This is a genomic window from Pseudomonas sp. 22526 (assembly GCF_052044735.1).
GTDB lineage: Bacteria > Pseudomonadota > Gammaproteobacteria > Pseudomonadales > Pseudomonadaceae > Aquipseudomonas > Aquipseudomonas piscium.
The window spans coordinates 90,773-112,574 of record NZ_JBQENK010000014.1; the positions used below are offsets into that span (position 1 = coordinate 90,773).

19 protein-coding genes and 2 pseudogenes are annotated in these 21,802 nt (G+C 58.7%); 13 read left to right on the top strand and 8 right to left on the bottom strand.

Annotated features, from left to right (window positions below; genetic code table 11):
• The first annotated feature begins 20 nt into the window (after positions 1 to 20).
• From ACTJKT_RS21170 to ACTJKT_RS21200, 7 genes are all read left to right on the top strand, one after another.
• Positions 21 to 1,259, top strand: a complete 1,239-nt coding sequence (locus ACTJKT_RS21170; protein WP_097302769.1) for an aminotransferase class III-fold pyridoxal phosphate-dependent enzyme — start codon at positions 21 to 23, stop codon at positions 1,257 to 1,259.
• Entirely contained in the window at positions 1,237 to 3,024 is a 1,788-nt protein-coding gene (locus tag ACTJKT_RS21175; protein WP_440788424.1) for a 1-deoxy-D-xylulose-5-phosphate synthase N-terminal domain-containing protein, read from the top strand. The genes ACTJKT_RS21170 and ACTJKT_RS21175 overlap by 23 nt, the downstream gene beginning before the upstream one ends.
• Positions 3,025 to 3,120: 96 nt before the next feature.
• Positions 3,121 to 3,966, top strand: a complete 846-nt coding sequence (locus tag ACTJKT_RS21180) for an SDR family NAD(P)-dependent oxidoreductase (RefSeq protein WP_440788425.1) — start codon at positions 3,121 to 3,123, stop codon at positions 3,964 to 3,966.
• Positions 3,959 to 4,582: a DUF1349 domain-containing protein gene (locus ACTJKT_RS21185; protein WP_097302772.1), complete on the top strand. Its 624-nt coding sequence runs from the start codon at positions 3,959 to 3,961 to the stop codon at positions 4,580 to 4,582. The genes ACTJKT_RS21180 and ACTJKT_RS21185 overlap by 8 nt, the downstream gene beginning before the upstream one ends.
• Positions 4,583 to 4,588: 6 nt before the next feature.
• Positions 4,589 to 5,374 (top strand): HAD-IIB family hydrolase, encoded by a 786-nt coding sequence (locus ACTJKT_RS21190; RefSeq protein WP_097302773.1) that lies wholly within the window; start codon positions 4,589 to 4,591, stop codon positions 5,372 to 5,374.
• An 18-nt stretch (positions 5,375 to 5,392) separates the two neighbouring features.
• Positions 5,393 to 6,418 carry a methyltransferase gene (locus ACTJKT_RS21195; RefSeq protein WP_440788426.1) on the top strand — a complete coding sequence of 342 codons (1,026 nt, stop codon included), beginning with the start codon at positions 5,393 to 5,395 and terminating at the stop codon, positions 6,416 to 6,418.
• Between the two features lie 109 nt (positions 6,419 to 6,527).
• On the top strand, positions 6,528 to 7,718 hold the full coding sequence (locus tag ACTJKT_RS21200; protein ID WP_440788427.1) for an MFS transporter: 1,191 nt from the start codon (positions 6,528 to 6,530) through the stop codon (positions 7,716 to 7,718).
• 150 nt (positions 7,719 to 7,868) lie between these two features.
• Here the strand turns inward: ACTJKT_RS21200 and ACTJKT_RS21205 are convergent.
• The 5 genes and pseudogenes from ACTJKT_RS21205 to ACTJKT_RS21225 all read right to left on the bottom strand — a co-directional run.
• Positions 7,869 to 8,282 (bottom strand): annotated as a pseudogene (locus ACTJKT_RS21205) (transposase); the annotation flags it as partial.
• A 1-nt stretch (position 8,283) separates the two neighbouring features.
• Positions 8,284 to 8,391, bottom strand: a pseudogene (locus ACTJKT_RS21210) (type II toxin-antitoxin system HicB family antitoxin); the annotation flags it as partial.
• A 197-nt stretch (positions 8,392 to 8,588) separates the two neighbouring features.
• Positions 8,589 to 8,870 (bottom strand): hypothetical protein, encoded by a 282-nt coding sequence (locus tag ACTJKT_RS21215; RefSeq protein WP_440788428.1) that lies wholly within the window; start codon positions 8,868 to 8,870, stop codon positions 8,589 to 8,591.
• Positions 8,871 to 9,309: 439 nt separating this feature from the next.
• Positions 9,310 to 9,831, bottom strand: a complete 522-nt coding sequence (locus ACTJKT_RS21220; RefSeq protein ID WP_440788429.1) for an SLATT domain-containing protein — start codon at positions 9,829 to 9,831, stop codon at positions 9,310 to 9,312.
• Between the two features lie 281 nt (positions 9,832 to 10,112).
• The gene (locus tag ACTJKT_RS21225; RefSeq protein WP_440788430.1) at positions 10,113 to 10,661 is read right to left on the bottom strand and encodes a YniB family protein; all 549 of its coding nucleotides are present in this window, start codon (positions 10,659 to 10,661) and stop codon (positions 10,113 to 10,115) included.
• A gap of 337 nt (positions 10,662 to 10,998) precedes the next feature.
• On the opposite strand from ACTJKT_RS21225, the gene ACTJKT_RS21230 reads away from it, so the two are divergent.
• The 6 genes from ACTJKT_RS21230 (at position 10,999) to ACTJKT_RS21255 (ending at position 19,162) form a co-directional block, all read left to right on the top strand.
• Positions 10,999 to 13,122: a TonB-dependent receptor gene (locus ACTJKT_RS21230; protein ID WP_440788431.1), complete on the top strand. Its 2,124-nt coding sequence runs from the start codon at positions 10,999 to 11,001 to the stop codon at positions 13,120 to 13,122.
• A 178-nt stretch (positions 13,123 to 13,300) separates the two neighbouring features.
• Complete coding sequence (locus ACTJKT_RS21235; protein WP_097302782.1) at positions 13,301 to 13,954, top strand: peroxiredoxin; 654 nt, start codon at positions 13,301 to 13,303, stop codon at positions 13,952 to 13,954.
• A gap of 276 nt (positions 13,955 to 14,230) precedes the next feature.
• On the top strand, positions 14,231 to 14,899 hold the full coding sequence (locus tag ACTJKT_RS21240) for an ABC transporter ATP-binding protein (protein ID WP_440788432.1): 669 nt from the start codon (positions 14,231 to 14,233) through the stop codon (positions 14,897 to 14,899).
• Entirely contained in the window at positions 14,865 to 17,381 is a 2,517-nt protein-coding gene (locus tag ACTJKT_RS21245; RefSeq protein ID WP_440788433.1) for an FtsX-like permease family protein, read from the top strand. Before ACTJKT_RS21240 ends, ACTJKT_RS21245 begins: the two co-directional genes overlap by 35 nt.
• Positions 17,371 to 18,447: a lipocalin-like domain-containing protein gene (locus ACTJKT_RS21250; RefSeq protein ID WP_440788434.1), complete on the top strand. Its 1,077-nt coding sequence runs from the start codon at positions 17,371 to 17,373 to the stop codon at positions 18,445 to 18,447. The genes ACTJKT_RS21245 and ACTJKT_RS21250 overlap by 11 nt, the downstream gene beginning before the upstream one ends.
• A 127-nt stretch (positions 18,448 to 18,574) precedes the next feature.
• Positions 18,575 to 19,162, top strand: a complete 588-nt coding sequence (locus tag ACTJKT_RS21255; RefSeq protein WP_063429489.1) for a hypothetical protein — start codon at positions 18,575 to 18,577, stop codon at positions 19,160 to 19,162.
• Between the two features lie 413 nt (positions 19,163 to 19,575).
• Here ACTJKT_RS21255 and ACTJKT_RS21260 read toward each other — a convergent pair whose 3' ends face one another.
• From ACTJKT_RS21260 to hglS, 3 genes are all read right to left on the bottom strand, one after another.
• The gene (locus tag ACTJKT_RS21260; protein ID WP_440788435.1) at positions 19,576 to 19,866 is read right to left on the bottom strand and encodes an addiction module antidote protein; all 291 of its coding nucleotides are present in this window, start codon (positions 19,864 to 19,866) and stop codon (positions 19,576 to 19,578) included.
• 1 nt (position 19,867) lies between these two features.
• A complete protein-coding gene (locus ACTJKT_RS21265) occupies positions 19,868 to 20,161 on the bottom strand; it encodes a type II toxin-antitoxin system RelE/ParE family toxin (RefSeq protein WP_440788436.1) in 294 nt (97 codons plus the stop codon).
• A gap of 235 nt (positions 20,162 to 20,396) precedes the next feature.
• Entirely contained in the window at positions 20,397 to 21,791 is a 1,395-nt protein-coding gene (gene hglS, locus ACTJKT_RS21270; RefSeq protein WP_440788437.1) for a 2-oxoadipate dioxygenase/decarboxylase HglS, read from the bottom strand.
• Between the last annotated feature and the right edge of the window lie 11 nt (positions 21,792 to 21,802).

Consider the following 21,802-nt stretch of genomic DNA (forward strand, 5'->3'; position numbering starts at 1 on the left):
TTAATAGAAGGCATAAAGGGATGTTTGTCTATCAGTCACGCGTGAAAGACCAAATTGTTGGCTCTGTTAAAGATGTCAGTGTTCATGCAGAGGGTGGCATCTACACGGATGCGATTTCGGGCATGTTTAACGTACCGTTCGGGTATTCGTGCGACCCCATCAAGCAGCATATTTCCAAAACGTTGACGGATCTGCCTTTCCACCCCAAGGATCATTTCTATTCGTCCGAGCTGTTTGAAACTTCAGAGCTGCTGCTCAAGCGCGCCAAGATGGAAGATGGCGGCGTGCTGTATGTCAACAGCGGCTCGGAAGCCATCGAGTCGTCGATTGCCATGGCCTTGGAATATCACCAGCGCAAAGGCAATACGTTCAAGAAGAAAGTGATCTGCCGCAAGCACTCCTATCACGGCGCCACCTTGGGGGCCCACAGTATTACCGGCAGGAACGATTTCAAGGACCTGCGTTGCAGCGGTTACGACACTATTCGGATCAACCCGCCATTCCCTGTCGTTCACGAAGGTCAGGCGTTGGAAATGCACAGCGTGGCGGATGTGGAGAATATTATTCTTCATTATGGTGCGGAGCAGATCGCTTGCATTATTTTCGAGCCGGTCAACCATTTGAAAGGGATGCGGCAAACTCCCCGCGAGTACCTGATCGGTATTCGTGAACTGTGTGACCGTTACGATATTGTGATGATTACCGATGAAATCGTGACCGGCGCCTCTCGAACCGGAGAGTTCTTGAATACCCATCAGTTTGGGGTTTCTGCCGATATCGTCGCGCTCGGGAAAGGCATCAGCGGTGGTTATTACCCGGCATCCGCTATGGTGACATCCCATAAAATCGCCTCGGTGTTTGACAAGCCAGAGCCGTGGATCCCGTTTTCCTACTCGCATACCTATGCAAGCAACCCGGTTTCGATCGCGGCCATCAATGCGTCGATGCGCGTGCTGGAACAGATAGAGGCCGCAGGGCAGTTACAAAAACTCATTACAAAGACCCAGGCGCTGTGTCAGGAAATCGCCGGGAATGAGCGTATCGCCCGGATTGAATCCCAAGGCTTGCTGATCGGCATAACCCTGGACTCAAGCCTTGGGGAGCAGGCAGGCAAGAAATTGGGTGGGCTGTGCTTTGAAAGGAAGTTGATTATCCGAGGTGAGGAAGATTGGGCTTGCCTGGCGCCCGCCTACATCATGTCAGCAGAAACGCTAAGTGACGTGTTCGAGGTGTTGAATGAATCAATTAGTCAGTTATGACCTCGAGCCAGTTGCTAGCCTGTTGACGCCGTTATATGGCATTCGTCAAAGCGTGCATAAACGGAAGGCGTACCTGACGGCCGATGAGTATGTGCGTGCCAATGAGGAAGTTGAAGTCGGTATTGCCGAGTCGTCGAAGTGCCAGACGATCAACGAACTGTCGGTAGCCATTGCCAGACAATTTACGCCTTTCTATTCAGACGTAAGGGTCTGCCTGGAGCGGATTCATGAAATTGCCGGTTACGGAACCCTGGCATCTTGCCTGTCGTCACTGAACATTGCCGAAGCACTGTTTGCATTGGAACTCTGCAATGCGGCAGGGGTGGCCAATCAGGATCTGGTGATTGGCAGGGGGCATATTGCGCCATTGTTTTATGCTTATCGTCATGTGCTCAACGGTATGCCTTTGGCTTTTTTGGCTGCGGTTCACGACAAGGTTCCGGCCGTTGTCAATAAACACTACGGTTTTGCCTACAGCATGCGGCATAGCCTGGGCGAGGGAGTGGGCATTGCGTTGGGGCGGGCGAATACCAATCGTGATGCACGTGTTATCTGTGTGGCGGGTGACGGTGAGTTGAACGAAGGGGTGTCTTTCGAGGCGATTCGCCTGATTGGCGAACTTGAGGTCAAGAACCTGACGTTGATAGTGGACAACAATGGCAGAGGGATTGACCCACTTCCCGGGAAGTTGAAGCCGGAGTATTTGGCCGCCTACTTTTCTGATGTTTATGAAGTGGATGGACACGACACCCAGGCGATCAGTGAACACATTCGCCAGGCAGAGAAGGACCATCGGTCGACCGCGATCATCTGTCATACCGAAAAAGGCGTTCACTCCTTCAAACGTGCCAGCCATCAGAGTTTGATGACGTCAACGGACGATCAGCAGAAGAATGATCTCAGGAAAGCTTCCAGTTGCAGTCGGACGGCCGACATTATCGAAGAAGTTCGGTCAGGGGCACCTGTCCATGTATTCACCGCGGATCTGGCCGCTCGGTTTGGCCTTAAGTCATTGTCCGGTTATTGCAACACCGGCCTGGCCGAGTCAGCGTTGCTGACCTGCGCGATGGGGTGCCCGGATGATGAACTGAAGTTTGTCCTGACCGATGACAAGTATTACCTCAACGCGATAGATGTACTGCACTCTGCTTTGATTGCCTGTCGTAATTTGCATGTCATTGGCGCTCGGAAGAACGGTGTGTGGGGCGGCGCTACGTACGCCTCAACCGTATTCAGCTTGCTGACGGAAGAAACCGTATACGAACTGACAGACCCTCTCGATCTGTTGGCCTGTATTCATCGGCAGAAAGCACTGGGTGGAAACGGCCTGTACTTAATGTACGACCAGCCCATGGAAAGAGTGTGTGCCCTGAGGGAGAAGTACCGGAAGCTGTCTGAAGATATCTATATTTTTCAGCCCGAGTTTGCCGCCGGTTCATTGATAGTGTCATCGGAGTCGATGGCGTACGAAGCCTTTCAGGTCGCCACGACAAAAAGATGCACACATATTCGGTTTCTGTCCGTTCGGCCGGATCTTGAGTTGGTTAAAGAGATGCTGAGCCAATGTGGCGAAATTATTGTCGTAGAACATAACAGTGGTCGCTTCAACCTGGCTGAATACATTGAGTCCAGTTTGCTGGTTCGAGTTCGCAAGGTCTTCGGTGATGCCTATGAGTGGCCAACAATCGAGACTTTCCAGGCAAATGTTGCACCTCGAATACTGGGCGCATTGTTGGCTGACCCGCCGTGCGCATTAGCTAATTAGACTTCGCACGTTCAAATGCAGTTTCAACTATTTATTGGTTTTCTGAACCCTGTATAGGGTTCGGCAGGCTTTCTATGGATTCAGGAGCAGTGGTTTATGACGCAGGGAAATAAAGCGCAAGGCAAGTTGTCCGGTAAAACCATGATCGTCGTGGGCGGTGCCAGAGGCATCGGCTCCGCGATTGTTGAAGTACTGGCCAAAGAAGGTGTTCATGTCTACATCTTTGATACCGACCGGACACCCAATGCAATCAACCACTATCAAACTCAGGATGTCAGTGGTTATCAGGCGGCTCGCACGCTGGCGGCGGATCTTGTGGAGCAAGGGCTTTCGGTAAAGGCCATTGCGGTCGACGCAACGTCTGAAGCCCAGGTCATAGAAGCCGTAAGTGGTGTTGTCCATGAGTCAGAGCACTTTTACGGCCTGGTCAACGCCATTGGCAGCAGCCACCTGATCAACACGGTTGAATCATCGCTGAGCGAGTTTGACGCGATCGTGCAAACCAACCTTACAGCACCTTACTTGACGTCGCGTGAAGCTGCCCGCGCACTGATCCAGAGAGGCAAGGGCGGCGCGATCCTGAACATCAGCTCCATTGCCGCAAAAGTCGCCTTTCCTGGAATATCTTCCTACTGCGCCGCGAAAGCCGGGTTGCAGGGCTTCTCTGGCGCCTTGGCGCTGGAGTTGGCCACTCACAATATCCGGGTCAACTGCGTTTGCCCCGGCATCGTCAAAACCAATATGTGGAAGTACCTGGAGAACCGCCTCATCGCGCCCAACGAGTCGCTGGATGACTTGTGGGCTCGCATGGAGGGTCTTATCCCGTTGGGTCGTACACAGGCCCCGGAAAACATTGCCCGGTTCTGTCTGGCGGTCCTTGAGAACGAAGACATCACGGCTCAATCCCTGTCGGTCGATGGCGGAATGAACCTGTATGGATGACACCGTTGGCACTACGCCTCTTTTGCGCAAAGACCCGAACACCGTACTGAGGATCAGTGATCGTGTGTTCGGTGCCGAGCATTGCGCGCAGCTGCGTTATGTAGCGCCGGTTCTGAAAATGCGAAGCGAACCCGGTAGCGATTCGTTCAATATTCCAGGGCTTCATACGGTGGACAGCTTGGGCACTTTGCTCACGTCCGTGACGGGAGAGTTTGCCCTTGGCGCTGACATCAAGTTATTCAGCCTGGCCAAGTTTGATGCTGCAGGGCTCTTTCTTCAAGTCGGGCTGCACAAGCTGAAGTTCGGTGTTGAAGAGTACGGCAGCAACAAGAAGATCGTATCGGTGCATTCATCGCCCTATAGCGATGAAGTCAATGGCATCGAGGTAAACGATGAGCCTGTGCGGCTGTTCATTTCGCGAAGTGGGGATGTGTTCTCGTGTTATCTGAGTGGCTCTGAGGGTGCCGTGGTTTTTCATCGGGCGTTCTATGTGAGCAACTGCCCGGATGAAGTGCGCGTCGGGTTTAGTGTGCAGTCGCCCTTTTCCGAGGGAGCGGTCGGGGAGTTTTCCCGGATTGAAATATCCTCACAGTCCATGGGACTCATCAGAGAGTGAGCAGGTATGACGAGCAAAGACACCTGGTTGATAGTTTCTGATTTTGACGAGACGTTTATGCCGGTCTTGTCGTCTCGGGAGGCGGATGCCGGGATAGACAAACTGGAAAGCTGTTTGAATCAACTGAAACGCAAGCACCACCTGTTATTTGGCTGGGCCACGGGAAACAGTCAAGCGGTGGTCCTGGACAAGATGAAGAGATACCCCGAATTTCCCTGGGACTTTGCACTTACCAGTCTGGGAACCGAGTTGTACTGGAATCACCCGGACAGTGTTCTGGAGGATGAGGGTTGGCCGTTACAAGGCGCTGGAACGTTTCCAGAGCGGGTCATAAGGCTGAGCGCCCTGTTCGAGCGAGAGGGTATTGAGTTGACGTTGCAGTCGGAGGCTTTCCAGCAAAAACGCATTCGGGGTTATTACTTGAATGCCGATGGCAATGAAGCGATCGCCATCGAGCAGATCCATAGACTCTGTTTGCAGGTTGGTCTTGAGGCCTCAATTACCTACGCCAGTGCCGCCGCCGGCGACCCTGAGAATGTCTACGATGTAGCAATCATGCACCCGGGGTGCGGAAAGAAGCAGGGGGTCGATTTCATCGTCAAGAAACATGAGATTTCCCCGGCCAGAGTCATCTCGTTCGGGGACAGTTGTAATGACATCGAGATGTTGAAGGCCTGTTCACATGGTTACCTGGTGGGCAACGCTTCGCATGAGGCCAGGCAGGCGTTTGATCGTGTTGTTGAGGGTTTCTATTGTCATGGCATCGTTGATGGTCTTCAACGGCATTTTTGAAATGGGATATGCATCTACATGGACAGTACAGTGCACACGGAGCATCACAGTGATAAACAGATATTTGATATCTACTTCGGGTTTATCAATACCTACACCTTGTTTTTTGCGGATGAAGTAAAACTGTTTGATCTGCTTGAAGGCAAAGCGCTGAGGCTGGGTGAAATCGGCTCGGCATTGGAACTGGCACCTCGGGCCGCACAGGCGCTTGTGGCGATGTGCACCAGTCAGGGGCTGCTTGAGAAGAGTGGGGAGTGCTATGGCCTGACGTCTTTGGCGCAAGCGTTTCTGACCCGAAAGTCGGAGACCTCGTTCAGTGGGGTCCTGCAATCCGCACGCCACAAAGAAGATGCGTTCTCTTATGCATTCTTCAAAGAGTCGATGCTCAGTGGAGAGTCCGGGTTGTTCGGTGAGACTGATCTGTTTGAGAACAATGCGCAGGACCAGTTACACAGCGAAATTTTCACCAAGGCGATGCACAGTAAAAGCAAAGGACCGGCTCGGGCCTGGTCGGGTCGGATTGATCTGTCCGGGTATACCTGTCTTCTGGATGTGGGCGGTGGTTCGGGTGTTCACTCTATTTGTGCGCTGGAGAAATGGCCTGAACTGAATGCCGTGATCTTTGATCTTCCCTATGTGTGCGATATTGCCGATACCTACGTCGAGCAATACCGGATGGCGGGGCGCATCACAACCCATAAAGGAGACATCTGGGCGTCTGAGTATCCAGCCGCCGATGTGCATCTTTACAGTGATATTTTTCATGATTGGCCGCTGGACAAGTGTCTGTTTCTGGCCAAAAAGAGTTTTGATGCACTGCCCAGCGGCGGCCGTATCATTCTTCATGAGATGTTTTTTAATAAAGAAAAGACCGGCCCACATAATGTCGCGGCTTATAACGCGAACATGTTGCTTTGGACCCAGGGTCAGCAATTGTCAGAGACCGAGATAAGGGAGCTGCTGACGATCGCCGGTTTTCGCGATATTACAGTTTCCCGCACGCAATACGGTGACTGGAGCCTGGCAAGCGGAATCAAGTATTAAGGTTGCTGACAACCAATGCCCTGTGAGGGCGTTTTGATTGCACAGTGTGAACTCAAGGTCCGGCGCATTCGCCCCGGACTTCACTTGTGTCTTCTTGCGGGAGATTAAAGTGATCCCAGTACGTTACCGTATTCTTTGTATTTACTCCGGCATGCTGGCGTTGACCCAGTATGAGTGGATGCGCTTTGCGCCTATCACGGATCAGGTGTCCACCCAGTACGGTATTACTTATGGGAAAGTCGGTTCATTGTCTTTGGCTGTGACGGCACTTGCATTACCGCTGGCACTTCCCAGCGGTGGCCTGATTGACCGGATATCGGTGCAAACAGCGTTGCGTATCACAGCCATTGCCATGTTGTTGGCGGCATTGATCCGGGTGTTACAACCCCATTATGAATACCTGCTTGCCGGCCAACTGTTGTTCGGGTTTGTTCAACCGTTGACCATGTCGCTGCTCGTCAAGTTGATGATCACCTGGTTTTCTGAAGATGAACATGTGCGGGTCACGACGCTGTTCAGTATGGTGATTTTCCTGGGTATAGGCTCCGCGTTCATGATTGTCCCGTTGACGGAGGAGGGGAACATCAGCAGTTCGTTGTTGATTGACGTCGCGATCCTGGGGCTGATTGCGCTATTGACCTTCATTTATGTCCCGCGAGATGGCCCTCTTGTGCAAACAACGTCCGCTCCGACCAAGTCCGGCGGCCGTTTACTGGCGGAGGGTGTCGATTTATTGCGCACGGCTCCGTTCACGGCTGTTTTGCTGATGATTTTTTTAACCAACGGCTATTTCTCCGCCATTACGACATGGCTGGAGCCGATCCTGTTGCGTCAGGGGATCGATGCCCAGGTTTCAGGATTTATCGTTGTTCTGATGTTGGCCGGTGGTATCGCGGGTATGACGTTCATGCCTTTACTGGTTCGTAGCGGTGCAACCGTGGGGGGCATTCTGTCCGGGGTTTCATTGTTGGCAGGGGGAGGCACGGTACTGCTTTTCACCTCTGGTTCCCCTTGGATATTGAGTCTGGCAGGGATCGTGATCGGTGCCGCGCTGTTATCTCCGCTGCCTCTTCTGCTGCAACTGATAGCCGACACTGCCGGACTCTCCAGGTCTGGGACGGCGACCTCAATTTTCTGGTTAGTCGGCAATATTGGCGCCACGATAATGATCGCGACGTTGGGGGTTATCGCCGACCGCGGTGACTGGGGAATGGCAGCGGTATTGCTGTGTCTGGTTCTGGTCGTCCAGATAACGATTTCTCTCATGGGCTTTCGAATGGTCGGCGCTCGCACCACCTGACTAAGGATGGTCTGAAGTAGTCCGATATTTTGGGCCGACTTCCGCACCTGCCGTTTTTGAAAGCAGGGAGTCGATCTAAAACGACCAATTCACCCGCTCACTTCTGTGTTTTTAGCCGCCGCGAGCACCTCGCGACGGCTACTACCTGCATCACAGGCACACCTCTCCCGTATTCGTCAGCAAGTGCCGGCGCCCCATCCACAGATTTGAAAGAGCGAATAGCGTGACCAACTGCGCGGTGTTTTTTGCCAGCCCACGCAAGCGCACCTTGGTGTAGCCGAACTGGCGCTTGATCACACGAAACGGATGCTCGACCTTGGCGCGCGTCTGCGCCTTGGCTCTCTCGATCTTGCGCTTCATTCGGTACAACAGGCTGCATTTTCCGTGCTTCTTGTAGGTGCTGCGGCGCGCCGCAATCTGCCAGATGACTTGGCTTCCTTCGTGCTCGGGCCGCTTCTCCACCCCCGTGTAGCCAGCATCGGCATGCACCGCCTTCTCTTTGCCATGCAGCAGTCGGTCGACTTGAGTGACGTCCGCCACGTTGGCCGCTGTGCCTACCACGCTAGGCGCTCTCGAAGCTGTCGCCCGCGGTGACAGCATCGGGAATATCAGGAATCTGGATGCCGGTGGCGGTGTGTTCGTCGCCCCATTCGATGCAGATGAGATAGTGCACGGGGATCTCCTCAAAAGGTGCGAAGGCTTTGACGCTCCCTGTAGCCGCTGCCGAAGGCTGCGATCGGGCGCAGAGCGCCCGCCGAACCTGACGACGCGGTGTAGCAGGTAAAGCCGGGAGGCAGGGTTTGCGTCTGCTGCGCAGCCGATCGCAGCCTTCGGCAGCGGCTACAAACAGCCTCCCAGGCTCAATAGCGCTCAGGGCTCCTGCGCCGTGCGCCATTGAATCACCTCCAACACCGCACACCCTTCCCGGGTGAGCAGATGCACCCCTCGCGTCACCCGCGTCAGATCACAGTCGGAAATATCTTTCAGGTTAAGCGTGGACAGGCTGTCCATCAGGTCGCGCACCACAGTGAAACGATGGGCTGCGCAAGCCGCCAGATCGCTCAAGGGCGCGTCGGTATCGAGGTAGAAAACGGGAGAGTCGGCGTCGTGGGTGTCGATGGGGGTGAAGCGGGAAATCGATTGATCGTCCATGGTCGTTACTCGTTGTAGAGCTTCCACCATTTGCGGCCAAGCAAATTGAGGGTGGCAGCTGTGTGAGGGTTGGCCGACCGGTTTACAACGACACCGGCACACCCGAAGGTGTCCCGCACACAGCCGCCATAACACAGAATCGCAGGCACAAAAAAAGCGTCTGCAATGGTGTTTTGGACGCTGATGCGTCGTTGTAATTCGACCGGCCAAGGTCGTTCGCGGATTTTGCCGCGAGGGCGAACTATAGGGGCGCCGCCTGAAGGGTGCAACCGCGCATTGGTGGGGATGTTTGAGTGGTTGTGTCAGGGCGTTAGTAGCGACAGTGAGAGCTGGGTAATTACCCTGACTTGACACACCTGTTTGCGTCGGACCTATTCATCCGGAGTTTTGAGGGGCTTCTACGCGAGGTGACAAAGCGAGGCTTGGTAGCCTGCCAATTCTATGCATTTTTTCCAAACTCAGGGTAATTGATTTTGTCATGTTCTAATGTCATGTTTTTTTCTATCTTTTCCCAGATTGAAGTTGGGAAGTTCAAACTATCTAAGCGGATTTCATTCCATTCATTTTCTATTTCTTCTAGGGCCGTCTTTAGTTTTTCGTCATCCTTAGGTTGAATTAGAGCGAGTAACTCAATTTTGTGCTTTAAATGGGCATGTTTAGCGCCAGAGGATTTATGTTTTTCGGCTTTTTCGGAAAAGTTTAGGAATGTTTGCAGGCTAATCAAGACTGTGGATAAGATACTAATAAAGCCAATAACATTTTTTGCCCATATAAGTTCTTCGGCATTAATTGTGTTTGATAGGGAAGCAAATACTGCTGTACCTACAAGTGAGCTTAAAATAATTGCTGGAGTACCTATCCAGAAATGTCGCAGCTCGTAGTATCTTCCAGCCTCATAGTGCGCAATCTGCACTCTGTGAACTCGAAATTTCCAGTGCCTTAAAAATTCTGACTTATCCAATGTGGTTCTCCTTTGTTGGTGCGAATTTTTATTTAAACTGGTTGCCGAAGAGTAGCTGTTCCGTTCAGAAATATAAGGAAGCATAGCTACTTATTTATCATCGCTCCGTCCACTGACCACTATTGGCTGCCGATGATCGTTGCCACATGTGGATCACTTTGTGTTTTTACTCCCGTGGTGACTTCGTCCGTTAGAAAACTCTCAAAAGCTCTCCTTGATTTAGCGAAACCCATGGACATCTATCACCGAGCGTCGAGAACTCAATCCGCCACCACCGGACATTACAAAATGTGCAACATCCACAGCACCCCAAGGTAAACCACGGCTATCCCCAACGGCAGCACACAAAGCAGTCGAACCTGCGAAAAAAACGAAGGTACGGCCTCCACCGGGGTCGAGTCTTCCAGTTGCTGGAGTGTCATGACCGCAACACCTTCTTCTGCTGTGGCCTTGAGCCGGGCCTGGATCAGCGGTTCGACTTCTTCGACTTTGCGCATCAGGGTCCGGCCCCAGGTGAACAGCGCCGCGCCGACGAAGATCAGCAGGTAGATCACCAGGAATTTCCAGTGGGGTGGGTTGCTCAGGTGGATGAAGTCGGGGGTCGGGCTGTTGTCCCAGAACCAGTCCAGAGGCCGGGTGTTGTTGTAGACCATGGACACAAAGTCCTTGACCTGGCGGTTGAGGATCACTGCGGCGTCGCTGTAGCTGTTCATGCGCCAGTGGAGCATTTTCAGGGTGGAAAACAGGGTGGAGATCAAGGCGCCGGTAAACAGCAATGCGCCTGCGGCGATGGACAGCCGGTATTTCAGTTGGGCCTGGGTGTAATTCATCTTTCGCGTCCTGCGATGAAGAAAAGGGGCGCAATACTATAGCCCGTCGCCTCTGGTCGATAGGGCGGCGCTGGTTCTGAACCTCGAAGGTTTCAGTCGGCATGGCTGTAACGAACGCCACCGGCGCATCGGCCTGAACCCCGTGCAAAGCCTGCCACCAATGAATTCCTGTAGATGCAATAAGCGCTGTACCAACACGGGCTGAAGCTGAACAGCGCACTTGCCAAATCGAGACGCCCGTCCCAAACGCTGTCAATATTAAAAATTGTAATCATTTGTATTTACTTACAAAAGATAATCGTTATCATCCGCGCGATAATTCCTACAAAAGGTGTTCATGGTGGTCTCATCGCGCATTTACCCGGCCTCTCTGTCGTTGCTGGGTCTTCTGGTCGTACCTGATCTACAGGCAGAAACGGAGTCTGCTCTAACCCTTCCGGCCACCGCTGTGAACAGTGAGTACAGCGAGCAGAGCTACATGCCGACCGAGAGCAGGAGTGCGTTGAAGATCGATGCGCCGCTGCGTGATATCCCGCAAACCGTCAACGTGATCCCCCAGAGCGTGATCAAGGATCAGGGCGCGCAGTCGATGGAGGACGTGCTGAAAAATGTCCCCGGGGTTGGCCTGTCCAACGGCGATGGTCAGCGCGATCAGGTCACCATCCGTGGTTTCAGCGCCATTGGCGACATGTACGTCGACGGCATTCGCGACGACGCCTTGTATTTCCGCGACCTGTCCAATGTCGAGCGGGTGGAAGTGATCAAGGGGCCTGCGGCGGTGCTTTATGGTCGCGGCTCGTCCGGTGGCCTGATCAACAGCATCAGCAAGAAGCCCAACTTCGCCCCCAAGCAGGAAGTGGGTGTCAGCTTCGACAGCGAAGGCAAGAAGCGCACGCAGTTCGACGCCGGTTGGGCCGATCAGCAGCACAACGACAAGGCTTTCCGGGTCACGGGGGCGCTGGAGAACAGCGACACCTTCCGCGATGACGGCTATATCGACCGCAAAGCCATCGCGCCGTCGGCCTACTTCAAGCTCTCGGACGATCTGGAGCTGAACCTGGGCGCTACCTATCTGTACGACAAGCGCCTGATCGACTTCGGCATCCCGGCGCGCGGCAATCGCCCGGTCGATGTCGACCGCGACAAGCGCTTCGGTTCCGCCGACCCGGATGACGACTACACCCGCAGCGAGGTGTTTTCGTTCACGGCGGGTGTCGACTACCGCATCAACGACGACTTCAGCCTGAGCAACACCAGCCGCTACTACCACTACGATCTGGACCGCAACAATACGCTCGCCGACTCCAGCCCGACCCGCTTCGTCACCGCGCCCAATGGCGAACTGCTGGTGAAGCTCAACCGCGGCAATGTGCAGCGCAAGGAAGATGGCTGGTTCAACCAGACCGAGCTCAAGCAGCAGGCGGTGCTCGCCGGGATGAACCACAGCCTGCTTTATGGCGTGGAGCTGGGGCGCCAGGTGAAGGATCAGTCGGTGTTCAGCCAGTCCAACGTGGCGCGGGTGCCGGTGTATCGCGATGCTCTGGTCGATGTGCCGTTCCAGGCCAACCGGCAGACCGCCAAGGGCAGCAACACCCAGGACACCGCCGGCTTCTACGTGCAGGACCTGATCGAGCTGACGCCACACTGGAAAGCCCTGGTGGGCGTGCGCTACGACGTGTTCGACCAGGAGTATTCCGACGACCTGACCCACAGCAGCCTGTCCCGGACGGATACCACCTGGAGCCCGCGGGTCGGCCTGGTGTATCAGCCTGACCAGATCCAGTCCTATTACATCTCGGTCAGCCGTTCCTACCAGCCGTCCGCGGAAATGTTCGCCCTGAGTACGAGCAACCAGGACCTGGAACCGGAAGAGACCACCAACTTCGAGATCGGCGGCAAGTGGGACCTGTTCGACAATCGCCTGGCCTTGACCGCGGCGCTGTTCCGTCTGGAACGCACCAATATGAAAACCACCGATCCGGCGAACCCGAGCAAGCTGGTGCTGGCGGGTGAGCAGCGTACCGATGGTCTGGAACTGACCGCCAGCGGGCAGTTGAGCGACAAATGGCAGGTCTATGCCGGTTATGCCTACCTGGATGCCGAGATCACCAAGTCCAACAGCCGTACCAACGGCGTCGCCAACGAAGGCCAGACCCCGACCCTGACCCCGCGCCACAGCGCCAATCTGTGGTTGGTGCGTTCTCTGACCCAGGAATGGCGTGTCGGCATGGGGGCCAACTATGTCGATGACCGTTACACCGCCCTGGACAACCAGGTGGTCATGCCGGCCTACACCACGGTGGACGCGGCCTTGCTGTACAACCTGCCGAAATGGGACATGGCCCTGCGCCTGCGTAATGTCTTCGACAAGGACTATTACGCCTCGGCCCATGGCTCGGTGGATCTGATCACGCCGGGCGCGCCACGGACCCTGGAACTGAGCGCCAACTACCGCTTCTGAAGGCGGACCTGAGAGCAAAGCCCGGCACTGCCGGGCTTTTTTGTCGGTGCTCACCTGGCCCTGATGTGTCTCCTATACTGATTCGCGCCGACAGGTTTACGCAGATACCCGAACGGGGCCGTAACAACCGTCGGCCCCTCACAGCTCCCCCCTCCCAGTCACTGCAAGGAGACCAAACATGGCAATCCGCATTGGCGACGAAGCACCCGATTTCACTGCCGACACGACCGAAGGTCCGCTGCACTTCCACGAGTGGATCGGCGACAAGTGGGCGATCCTGTTCTCCCATCCGAAGGACTTCACTCCGGTGTGCACCACCGAGCTCGGTTATATGGCCAGGCTCAAGCCGGAGTTCGACAAACGCAACACCAAGATCGTCGGGCTCAGCATCGACCCGGTCAGCGACCACCATGCCTGGGTCGGTGACATCCAGGAAACCCAGGGGCATGCGGTCAACTACCCGATGATCGGCGACGAAAACCTGGTGGTGGCCAAGCTCTACGACATGATCCACCCCAATGCCAGTGGCGGCGCGCGCACCGCCGTGGACAACGCCACCGTGCGTTCGGTGTTCATCATCGGCCCGGACAAGAAGGTCAAGGCCATGCTGGTCTACCCGATGAGCGCCGGACGCAACTTCGATGAAGTGCTGCGCCTACTCGATTCCCTGCAACTGAATGCCAAGCACACCGTCGCCACCCCGGTGAACTGGCGCCCGGGCGAGGATGTGATCATTCCTACCTCGGTATCCGACGAGGACGCCAGGAAGAAATACCCGCAAGGCTTCAAGACGCTGAAGCCCTATCTGCGTACCGTGGAGCAACCGAAGTAACGACCACCGACAAAGGCTTGCTCGCGGAGCAGGCCTGCGGGAACGACGCTACGCCGGACGTCAGGGTTCACCCGGCAGATTGCCGGCGCGGTGTTGCAGTTACTTCTATGAGGTCGCTTTTAGCCAGGATGGGCAGCAACTGCCCATCCGCGGTTCGGACAGTCCGTTTTAATACCGTTGAGCGCAGGTTGAACCCTGGGCGGGGTTACTGCCGCGAACTCTCGTGCTCCGACAAGCGCTATCCTTGAGCCTGCCTTCCGTTGCCAGAGCCACCCCATGCTCGATGTTCAAGCCGTCTGTAAAAGCTACGCCACGCCCCAGGGCCCGTTGACGGTATTGCAGGGTGTCGACCTGCATCTGGAGCAGGGCGGCAGCCTGGCGCTGATGGGCGAGTCGGGCAGTGGCAAGAGCACCTTGCTGCACCTGATCGCTGGCCTGGACAAGGTCGATCGCGGCAGCATCCGCATCGGCGATCAGCAGCTGGAGCGGATGAACGAAAACCAGTTGGCCAACTGGCGGCGGACCGAAGTCGGGCTGGTGTTCCAGCAGTTCAACCTGATCGGCAGCCTGCGGGTGGAGGACAACCTGGGGTTCCAAGCGAAGCTGGCCGGGCGTTTCGATGAGCGCTGGCAGGCGCAATTGGTGGAGCGCCTGGGCCTGGGGGATTTGCTGCGGCGCTACCCGGAACAGCTGTCCGGCGGCCAGCAACAGCGGGTGGCCTTGGGGCGTGCCCTGGCTGGCAAACCACGGCTGCTGCTGGCCGACGAACCCACTGGCAGCCTCGACGAAGCCACCAGCGACGATGTGTTGCAGCTGTTGCTGGAGCTATTGGCCGATACCCCCACCAGCCTGTTGATGGTCACCCACAGCCAGCGCGTCGCCAGTCGCCTGGGGCGGATCGCGGTGCTGCATGGCGGGCGTCTGGCCGGCGCGGGCGAGCACTGAGGTGCGGGTTTTCTGGCACAGCCTGCGGGCGCTGCTCAGCCATTGGCGGCGGCACCCGGTGCAGTTCTTCAGTGTGCTGACCGGGCTGTGGCTGGCCACCAGCCTGTTGACTGGGGTGCAGGCGCTCAACAGTCAGGCACGGGACAGTTACGCCAAGGCTAGCCAACTGATCGGCGGCGCGCCCCAGGCCAGCCTGGCCACGGCCAACGGCGTGCCGTTTTCCCAGGAGCTGTTCGTCGGCCTGCGCCGGGCCGGCTGGCCGGTGTCGCCGGTGGTGCAAGGCCGGCTGACACTCAAGGGCCATGAACAGCAGCGCCTGCAATTGCTGGGGATCGAGCCGCTGTCGTTGCCGGCCGGGTCGGCGGTCGCCGGCCAGGTGCTGGACTCCGCGCGCATGGTCGAATTCGTCAGCCCGCCGGGCAGCACCTGGATCGCCCCGCAAACCCTGGAAGCCCTCGGCTATCGCCAAGGCGATCGGCCGACGACCGCGAGCGGCCAGCCACTGCCGCCGCTGCACAGCCAGGCGGACATGGCGCCGGGGCTGCTGCTGGTGGATATAGGTTTTGCCCAGCCGCTGCTGGGTTTGCCGCAGCAGGTCTCACGGCTGCTGTTGCCGGCGGATTTCGCCGCCAGCGCGCCGGCCTTGCCCGATGCCTTCAAGAGCCTGCTGGTGCTCAAGCGCGGTAGTGAGGAAAACGATCTGGCGCGCCTGACCGAAAGCTTTCACCTGAACCTCGATGCCCTGGGTTTCCTGTCGTTCCTGGTCGGCCTGTTTATCGTGCACGCCGCCATCGGCCTGGCCCTGGAGCAGCGTCGCGGCCTGCTGCGCACCCTGCGCGCCTGCGGGGTCAGCGCGCGGATGCTGATTGCCTGCCTCTGTGTCGAACTGGGCGGCCTGGCCTTGCTCGGCGGCCTGGCCGGGGTGCTCAGCGGTTACCTGCTGGCCAGCGTGCTGTTGCCGGATGTCGCCGCCAGCCTGCGCGGCCTGTATGGCGCCGAGGTGGCGGGGCGGTTGAGCCTGAGTCCCTGGTGGTGGTTCAGCGGGATCGGCCTGAGCCTGCTCGGCGCCTTGCTGACGGGGGTCAACAGTCTGCTGCGGGCGGCGCGTTTGCCGCTGCTGGCGCTGGCCGATCCCCAGGCCTGGCACCAGGCTTATGCGCGCTGGTTGCGGCGTCAGGCCTGGGTGGCGACGGCCCTGGCAGTGCTGGCGGGCGCGGCCTGGATCTGGGGCGACAGCCTGGGCAGCGGTTTCGTCTTGCTGGCGGGCTTGCTGCTGGGAGCGGCCCTGGGTTTGCCGGTGCTGCTCAATGCATTGCTCAGCGCGCTGCTCGGGCGCAGCCGCTCGGTGCTCGGGCAGTGGTTCCTCGCCGATTGCCGGCAGCAGTTGCCGGCCCTGAGCCTGGCGTTGATGGCGCTGCTGCTGGCCTTGGCCGCCAATATCGGCGCCGGCAGCATGACCGCCGGCTTTCGCCAGACCTTTGCCGACTGGCTCGACCAACGCCTGAGCGCCGAGCTGTACATCAATCCGCAGACCCCGGCACAGGCGCGGGGGCTGCAAGGCTGGCTGCCCGGGCAGCCGGCCATTGCCGCGGTACTGCCCAGCTGGCAGGTGCCGTTGCAACTGCAAGGCTGGCCGGCGGACCTGTACGGGGTGATCGACCATGCCAGCTACCGCCAGCACTGGCCCTTGCTTGAGGCCCTGGGCGAGCAGCCCTGGACCCAGCTGGCCAGCGTCGACACCTTGATGCTCAGCGAGCAGACGGCGCGCCGGCTCAAGGTGCGGCTGGGCGATCGGCTGGATATTCCCGTGCCGGTGGGGCAGTGGGCGCCGCAAGTGGTGGCGATCTACGCCGACTACGGCAACCCCAGGGGCCATCTGCTGGTGAATGCCGAGCACCTGCTGGCGCACTGGCCGCAGCTGACGCCCAACCGCTTTAATCTGCGTATCGAACCGTCCGCCGTGGCGCCGTTGGTAAGCGCCTTGCAGCAGCGCTTCAGCCTTGAGGACAGCCGCATCGTCGAGCAGGCACAGCTCAAGGGCTGGTCCAGTCAGATATTCGAACGCACCTTCGCCGCCACCGCCGCGCTCAACAGCCTGACCCTGGGGGTGGCCGGCGTGGCGCTGTTTATCAGCCTGCTGACCCAGAGCCAGAGCCGCCTCGGCCAGCTCGCGCCGCTGTGGGCGCTGGGGGTGAGCCGGCGCCAGTTGATGCTGCTCAATCTCGGGCAGACCTGGCTGCTGGCGCTGCTGACCTTGCTCCTGGCGCTGCCGCTGGGCATCGCCCTGGCCTGGTGCCTGGATACTGTGATTAACGTCCAGGCCTTCGGCTGGCGCCTGCCGTTGCGGGTGTTCCCGCTGCAACTGCTGCAGCTGCTGGCCCTGGCGGTACTGGCCACCTTGCTTGCATCGGCCTGGCCGTTGCTGCGGCTGTATCGCAGCCAACCGGCGGATCTGCTCAGGACCTTCGCCCATGAAGATTGATCGGCTGCTTGGCCTGTTGCTGGTATCGGCCCTGTGCGGCTGCGATCAAGGCGACGAGCCGGCGCAAGGTTTCGCCGGCCTGGGCGAGGACGCCGCGGCGTTCACCCAGGTGGTACCGGGGCGGGTGTTCAGCTTCCCTGCGGACCATGGCGTCCATGACGGTTTTCGCATCGAATGGTGGTACCTCACCGCCGATCTCAAGGCCAGCGACGGTCAGCGCTTCGGTGTGCAGTGGACGCTGTTTCGCAGCGCCTTGCGCGCCGAGCCCGACCAACCCGGCTGGCAGGCGCCCAATGTCTGGTTGGGCCACGCCGCCGCAACCTCGGCCAGCACCCATCACGCCGCCGAACGTTATGCCCGCGGCGGGGTGGGGCAGGCCGGGGTGACCACGCAGCCGTTCAAGGCCTGGATCGACGATTGGAGTTTTACCAGCCAGTCCACAGACGCTGATCCCCTGGCGCATATGCAGCTGCAGGCTAGCGGCCCGGGTTTCGCCTACCGCTTGCAGCTGCGCAGCGACCAGCCTCTGGTGCTTCAGGGCGAAGGGGGCTACAGCCGCAAGTCCGAGCAGGGCCAGGCGTCCTATTACTACAGCCAGCCGTTTTTTCAGGCCTCGGGCAGCCTGCAGATCGATGGCCAGACCTATCAGGTCAGCGGCCCGGCCTGGCTCGACCGCGAATGGAGCAGCCAGCCCCTGGGAGCCGGGCAGAGCGGTTGGGACTGGTTCTCCCTGCACCTGGACAGCGGCGAGCGGCTGATGCTGTTCCGCGTGCGGGAAAACCACAAGCCGCCCTACATCACCGGCACCTGGATCGAAGCCAGCGGCCACACCCAGACCTTGCACAAGGAGGATATCCAGCTCACCCCGCTGGCGGACTCCAAGGTGGCCGGGCGCACACTGCCCACCCGCTGGCGCTTGCGCATTCCCGGCCGTGGTTTTGACGTCAATGCCGAGGCACTCAACCCCAAGGCCTGGATGAACCTACGCATTCCTTATTGGGAAGGCCCGGTGCAACTGAGCGGCAGCCATACCGGCAGCGGTTATCTGGAAATGACCGGTTACTGAGGCGCCTGAGCGGTAGTGCAACAAACTGCCGCCCAGCGAGGTGAAGTGCTCAATGGCGTCTATGCTCAAGCGGCACCGCGCACCTGAAAGGCGCGGGTCTTGTCTTCAATTACAGGGATGAATGTCTATGAAGCCGCTTCACTCTCTGGCCAAAGCCGTTGCCTTGGCCACTCTGCTGTCCGCTGCCAGCCTGCATGCCTACGCCGCCGACATTCCGTTGGCCGGTAGCGTGGAGGCCGATGAACTGGTGACCAAGGTGCTCTCCGTGGATGCCGCCAAACATCGCGTGGTGCTGGAAGGCGCCCAGGGCCAGCCGGTGCATGTACAACTCAGCGATCAGGCCAAGGACCTGGGGCATCTGAAGGTGGGCGACCAGGTCAATGTGCGGGTCACTCACGCGGTGGTGGCGGTGCTGGACACCGATGTGGAAAAAGGCCTGCCGAATTCCGCTGAACGCACCGGGGTGGTTCGCGCCACCAAGGACAATCCCAACCCGGGCGGTGAAGCCTATCGCCAGGTGCAGGTGCAGCTGAAGATCACGGCTATCGACCTGAAGAAAAATCAGCTGACCTTCCAGGGGCCGGCGGGCAACAAGAAGGTCCTGGATGTTGAAAAACCGGAAGTCCAGGCCCGGCTGAAAGACCTCAAGGTCGGCCAGAGCGTGGTGGTGACCTATACCGATGTATTGCAAGTTACTACTCAGCACGAAGGTTGACTGAAACCGGGCGCTGGTCGTTGTGGCGGCCGGCGCGCCGGATCTCGGGAGGTCCGTGAGAGGAGTTGAACGAAAGTGAGCGGAATGCAAAATTTTCCGCCAGATTTGTGTTCAGAATTCTTCAGAATATGTGCACGGACTTTCTTTTGTTGTTCGATTAAAATAGTTCTCGTTCGCCCGGTGCAAGGGCTCTTTACCGGTGCATGGATTGCCAGGCCAGAGCACTGGGCGAACACCCTCTTCGGGGTTCCCGCCCTGGAATTTTTGCAAGTCCGCTCATGCAACCCGCACAGATTCGACGCCTGGCGTCAGCGGTTGCCAGGGCCTCTCAGCAGTTCTCTCCAGCCACCCAGCTGACAAACACCACGTCTTCCTTTATTGCCTCGTACTTCCCGGCGCTGTCTTGACCAGCTTCAGCCTCGGGGCACTGTGGTGCACAACTGCAGGCCCAGCGCGCGCATGACCTTGACCACGGTATCGAAGCGCGGCTTGGCGCCCGGGGCAAAGGCCTTGTAGAGGCTGGCCCGGCCCTGGCCGGTGGTCTTGGCAATCTGCGTCATGCCCCGGGCCCTGGCGACATGGCCCAGGGCGCGGATCAGTTCATCGGTCTCGCCATCGGCCAGGACCTGGGACAGGTATTCGCTGATCGCCTGGTCGCTGTCGAGCAGGGCGGCGATGTCGAAGGGAACCAGTGTGTCGGACATATCAGAACTCCTTGGCCAGGGAACGGGCCTGGCAGATATCGGCAGGCTGGGTGGACTTGTCGCCGCCCAGCAGCAGGACGATGAGGGTGTTGCCGCGAACCGTGAAATAGATGCGGTAGCCGGCGCCCAGATTCACGCGCATTTCCGAGAGACCGCCGCCGAGGTTTTTCACATCGCCCAGGTTGCCCGCCGAAGCCCGCTCGATACGCCGAGCGATGGCTATCCTGGCGCGCAGGTCCCGTAGTCTGGTGTGCCATTGGGCAAAGACGGTCGTCTGCAGGATCTCGTAATCCATGAGTGACTGTATCCATATAGAGACAAAATAAAAAGAGGTAATGACCCCCAGGCGACTGACGGTGCGCCTGAAGGCGTCATGGGAAGGTAAGCAGGAGAGGAGTGGGCGAGGCGGGCTGTTTCGTATCGGCATGTTGTCGATCAGGGTTGGCGAAACACCCTGTAGCCATTGCCCTGCGGTGGGTGCGGGAAAGGGCCAGCATCAGCCGTCCTGGCTGATGCTGTGGGACGGAAAATCAGAGCGCCGGCAGGCCCAGCGCCGTGGCGCATTCCTGGAGCGAGCGCTGTTGGGTGTCGGCGTACAGCTGCAGTTCATCGATAGTCGGGCGCCCCAGGGCCCGCTCGAAGGCTTGCCGGTTGGAGTGGCCGGCATAGTGGCTCTGGGCATCGTCGCCCAGGTTGGACTGGAAGATCCCGGCGGCGCTGACCGGCAGGAAGTCCTCGTACACCAGCGGCTCGGCCCGCACATGCCCGGCGCGGAGCAGCGCCTCCAGGCTCGTCGGCCGATCCGCCTGCTGGCGCGCGGCCAGGCCCTGGTCGCTGACGAAGTAGCGGAAGTACGCCAGGCCCTGTTCACGCATGGCGTCGTGGTTGTCGGGGAAGGCGTGAAAATGCTCGGCCATCAGTGTGTTGTAACCCTGGGCGTTGGCTTCGTTGGGGAAGTCCCCCAGGGCGTCGCGGGCGGCGTTCAACAACTGGTCGTACAGCGCCCGGCCTTTGGGGGTGAGGGCGGCGCCGCGCTGTTCGATCTCGCCGAAGCGCGCGCTGTGGCTGCCGCGGCTGTCGGGTTGGTCGGTGAAGGATACGGCTTCCTCCAGCGCCTTGAAGCTGGTCTGGCGCAAGAGGATCGGGCATTCACGGCGCGGTGGGCCTTCGATCACCGCCTTGGGCGTGATGCCGTGGGTGGGCATCAGTGCTTGCACCTGGTCGATGTCCAGGGTGCGTGGCGTCAGGTGGTTGATGTGCGGCCCCTTGAACGCCACCACGTCGGCGATCAGCCGGTGCTGGGCGCTCAGTTGCTGGTACTGCCCGGCCGTGACCGTGGCGCTGTGGTGCCAGCGGAAGGTTTCCAGGGCCTGCTCGACGAACTCGTTGGCGGCGCTGTCATCGAGGCCGCCCTGGGTTTCGGCCTGCTCGATCAGGGCCAGGGCGCGGGGGGTGAAGATCGTCCGGCGGGCCAGCACCGATTCGGCGAAGTCGCGCAGTTGCGGGTTGTCGATCAGCTCCAGGCGCAGCAGCGAGGTGAAGACCCGGAATGGGCTGATCTGCAGGGCGCTTTCATGCACCGCGCGAAAGGCCGTGGAGTGCACCGGCACCCCGGCCGGGGTGAGGTCGTAGTAACCCACCGGCTGCATGCCCATCACCGCGAACAGCCGGCCCAGGGTCGCCAGTTCCGTGGCGGTGCCGACGCGAATGGCGCCGTGGCGCTCCAGGTCCAGGCGCTGGATTTCGCCGGTGCTGCGCAGTTGCCGGGCGATCCTCTCGTCGCTGCCCAGGACCCCGGCGTTGACCTGGGCCACCAGTTCCATCAGGGCGCCGTACAGCGGCACTTCCTCGCGGTACATGTCCGACATCGCCCGTGAAAAACGTTGGCGGATCAGGTCTGGGCTGACGAAGCTCTGCAGGCTCATAAACAAGGATT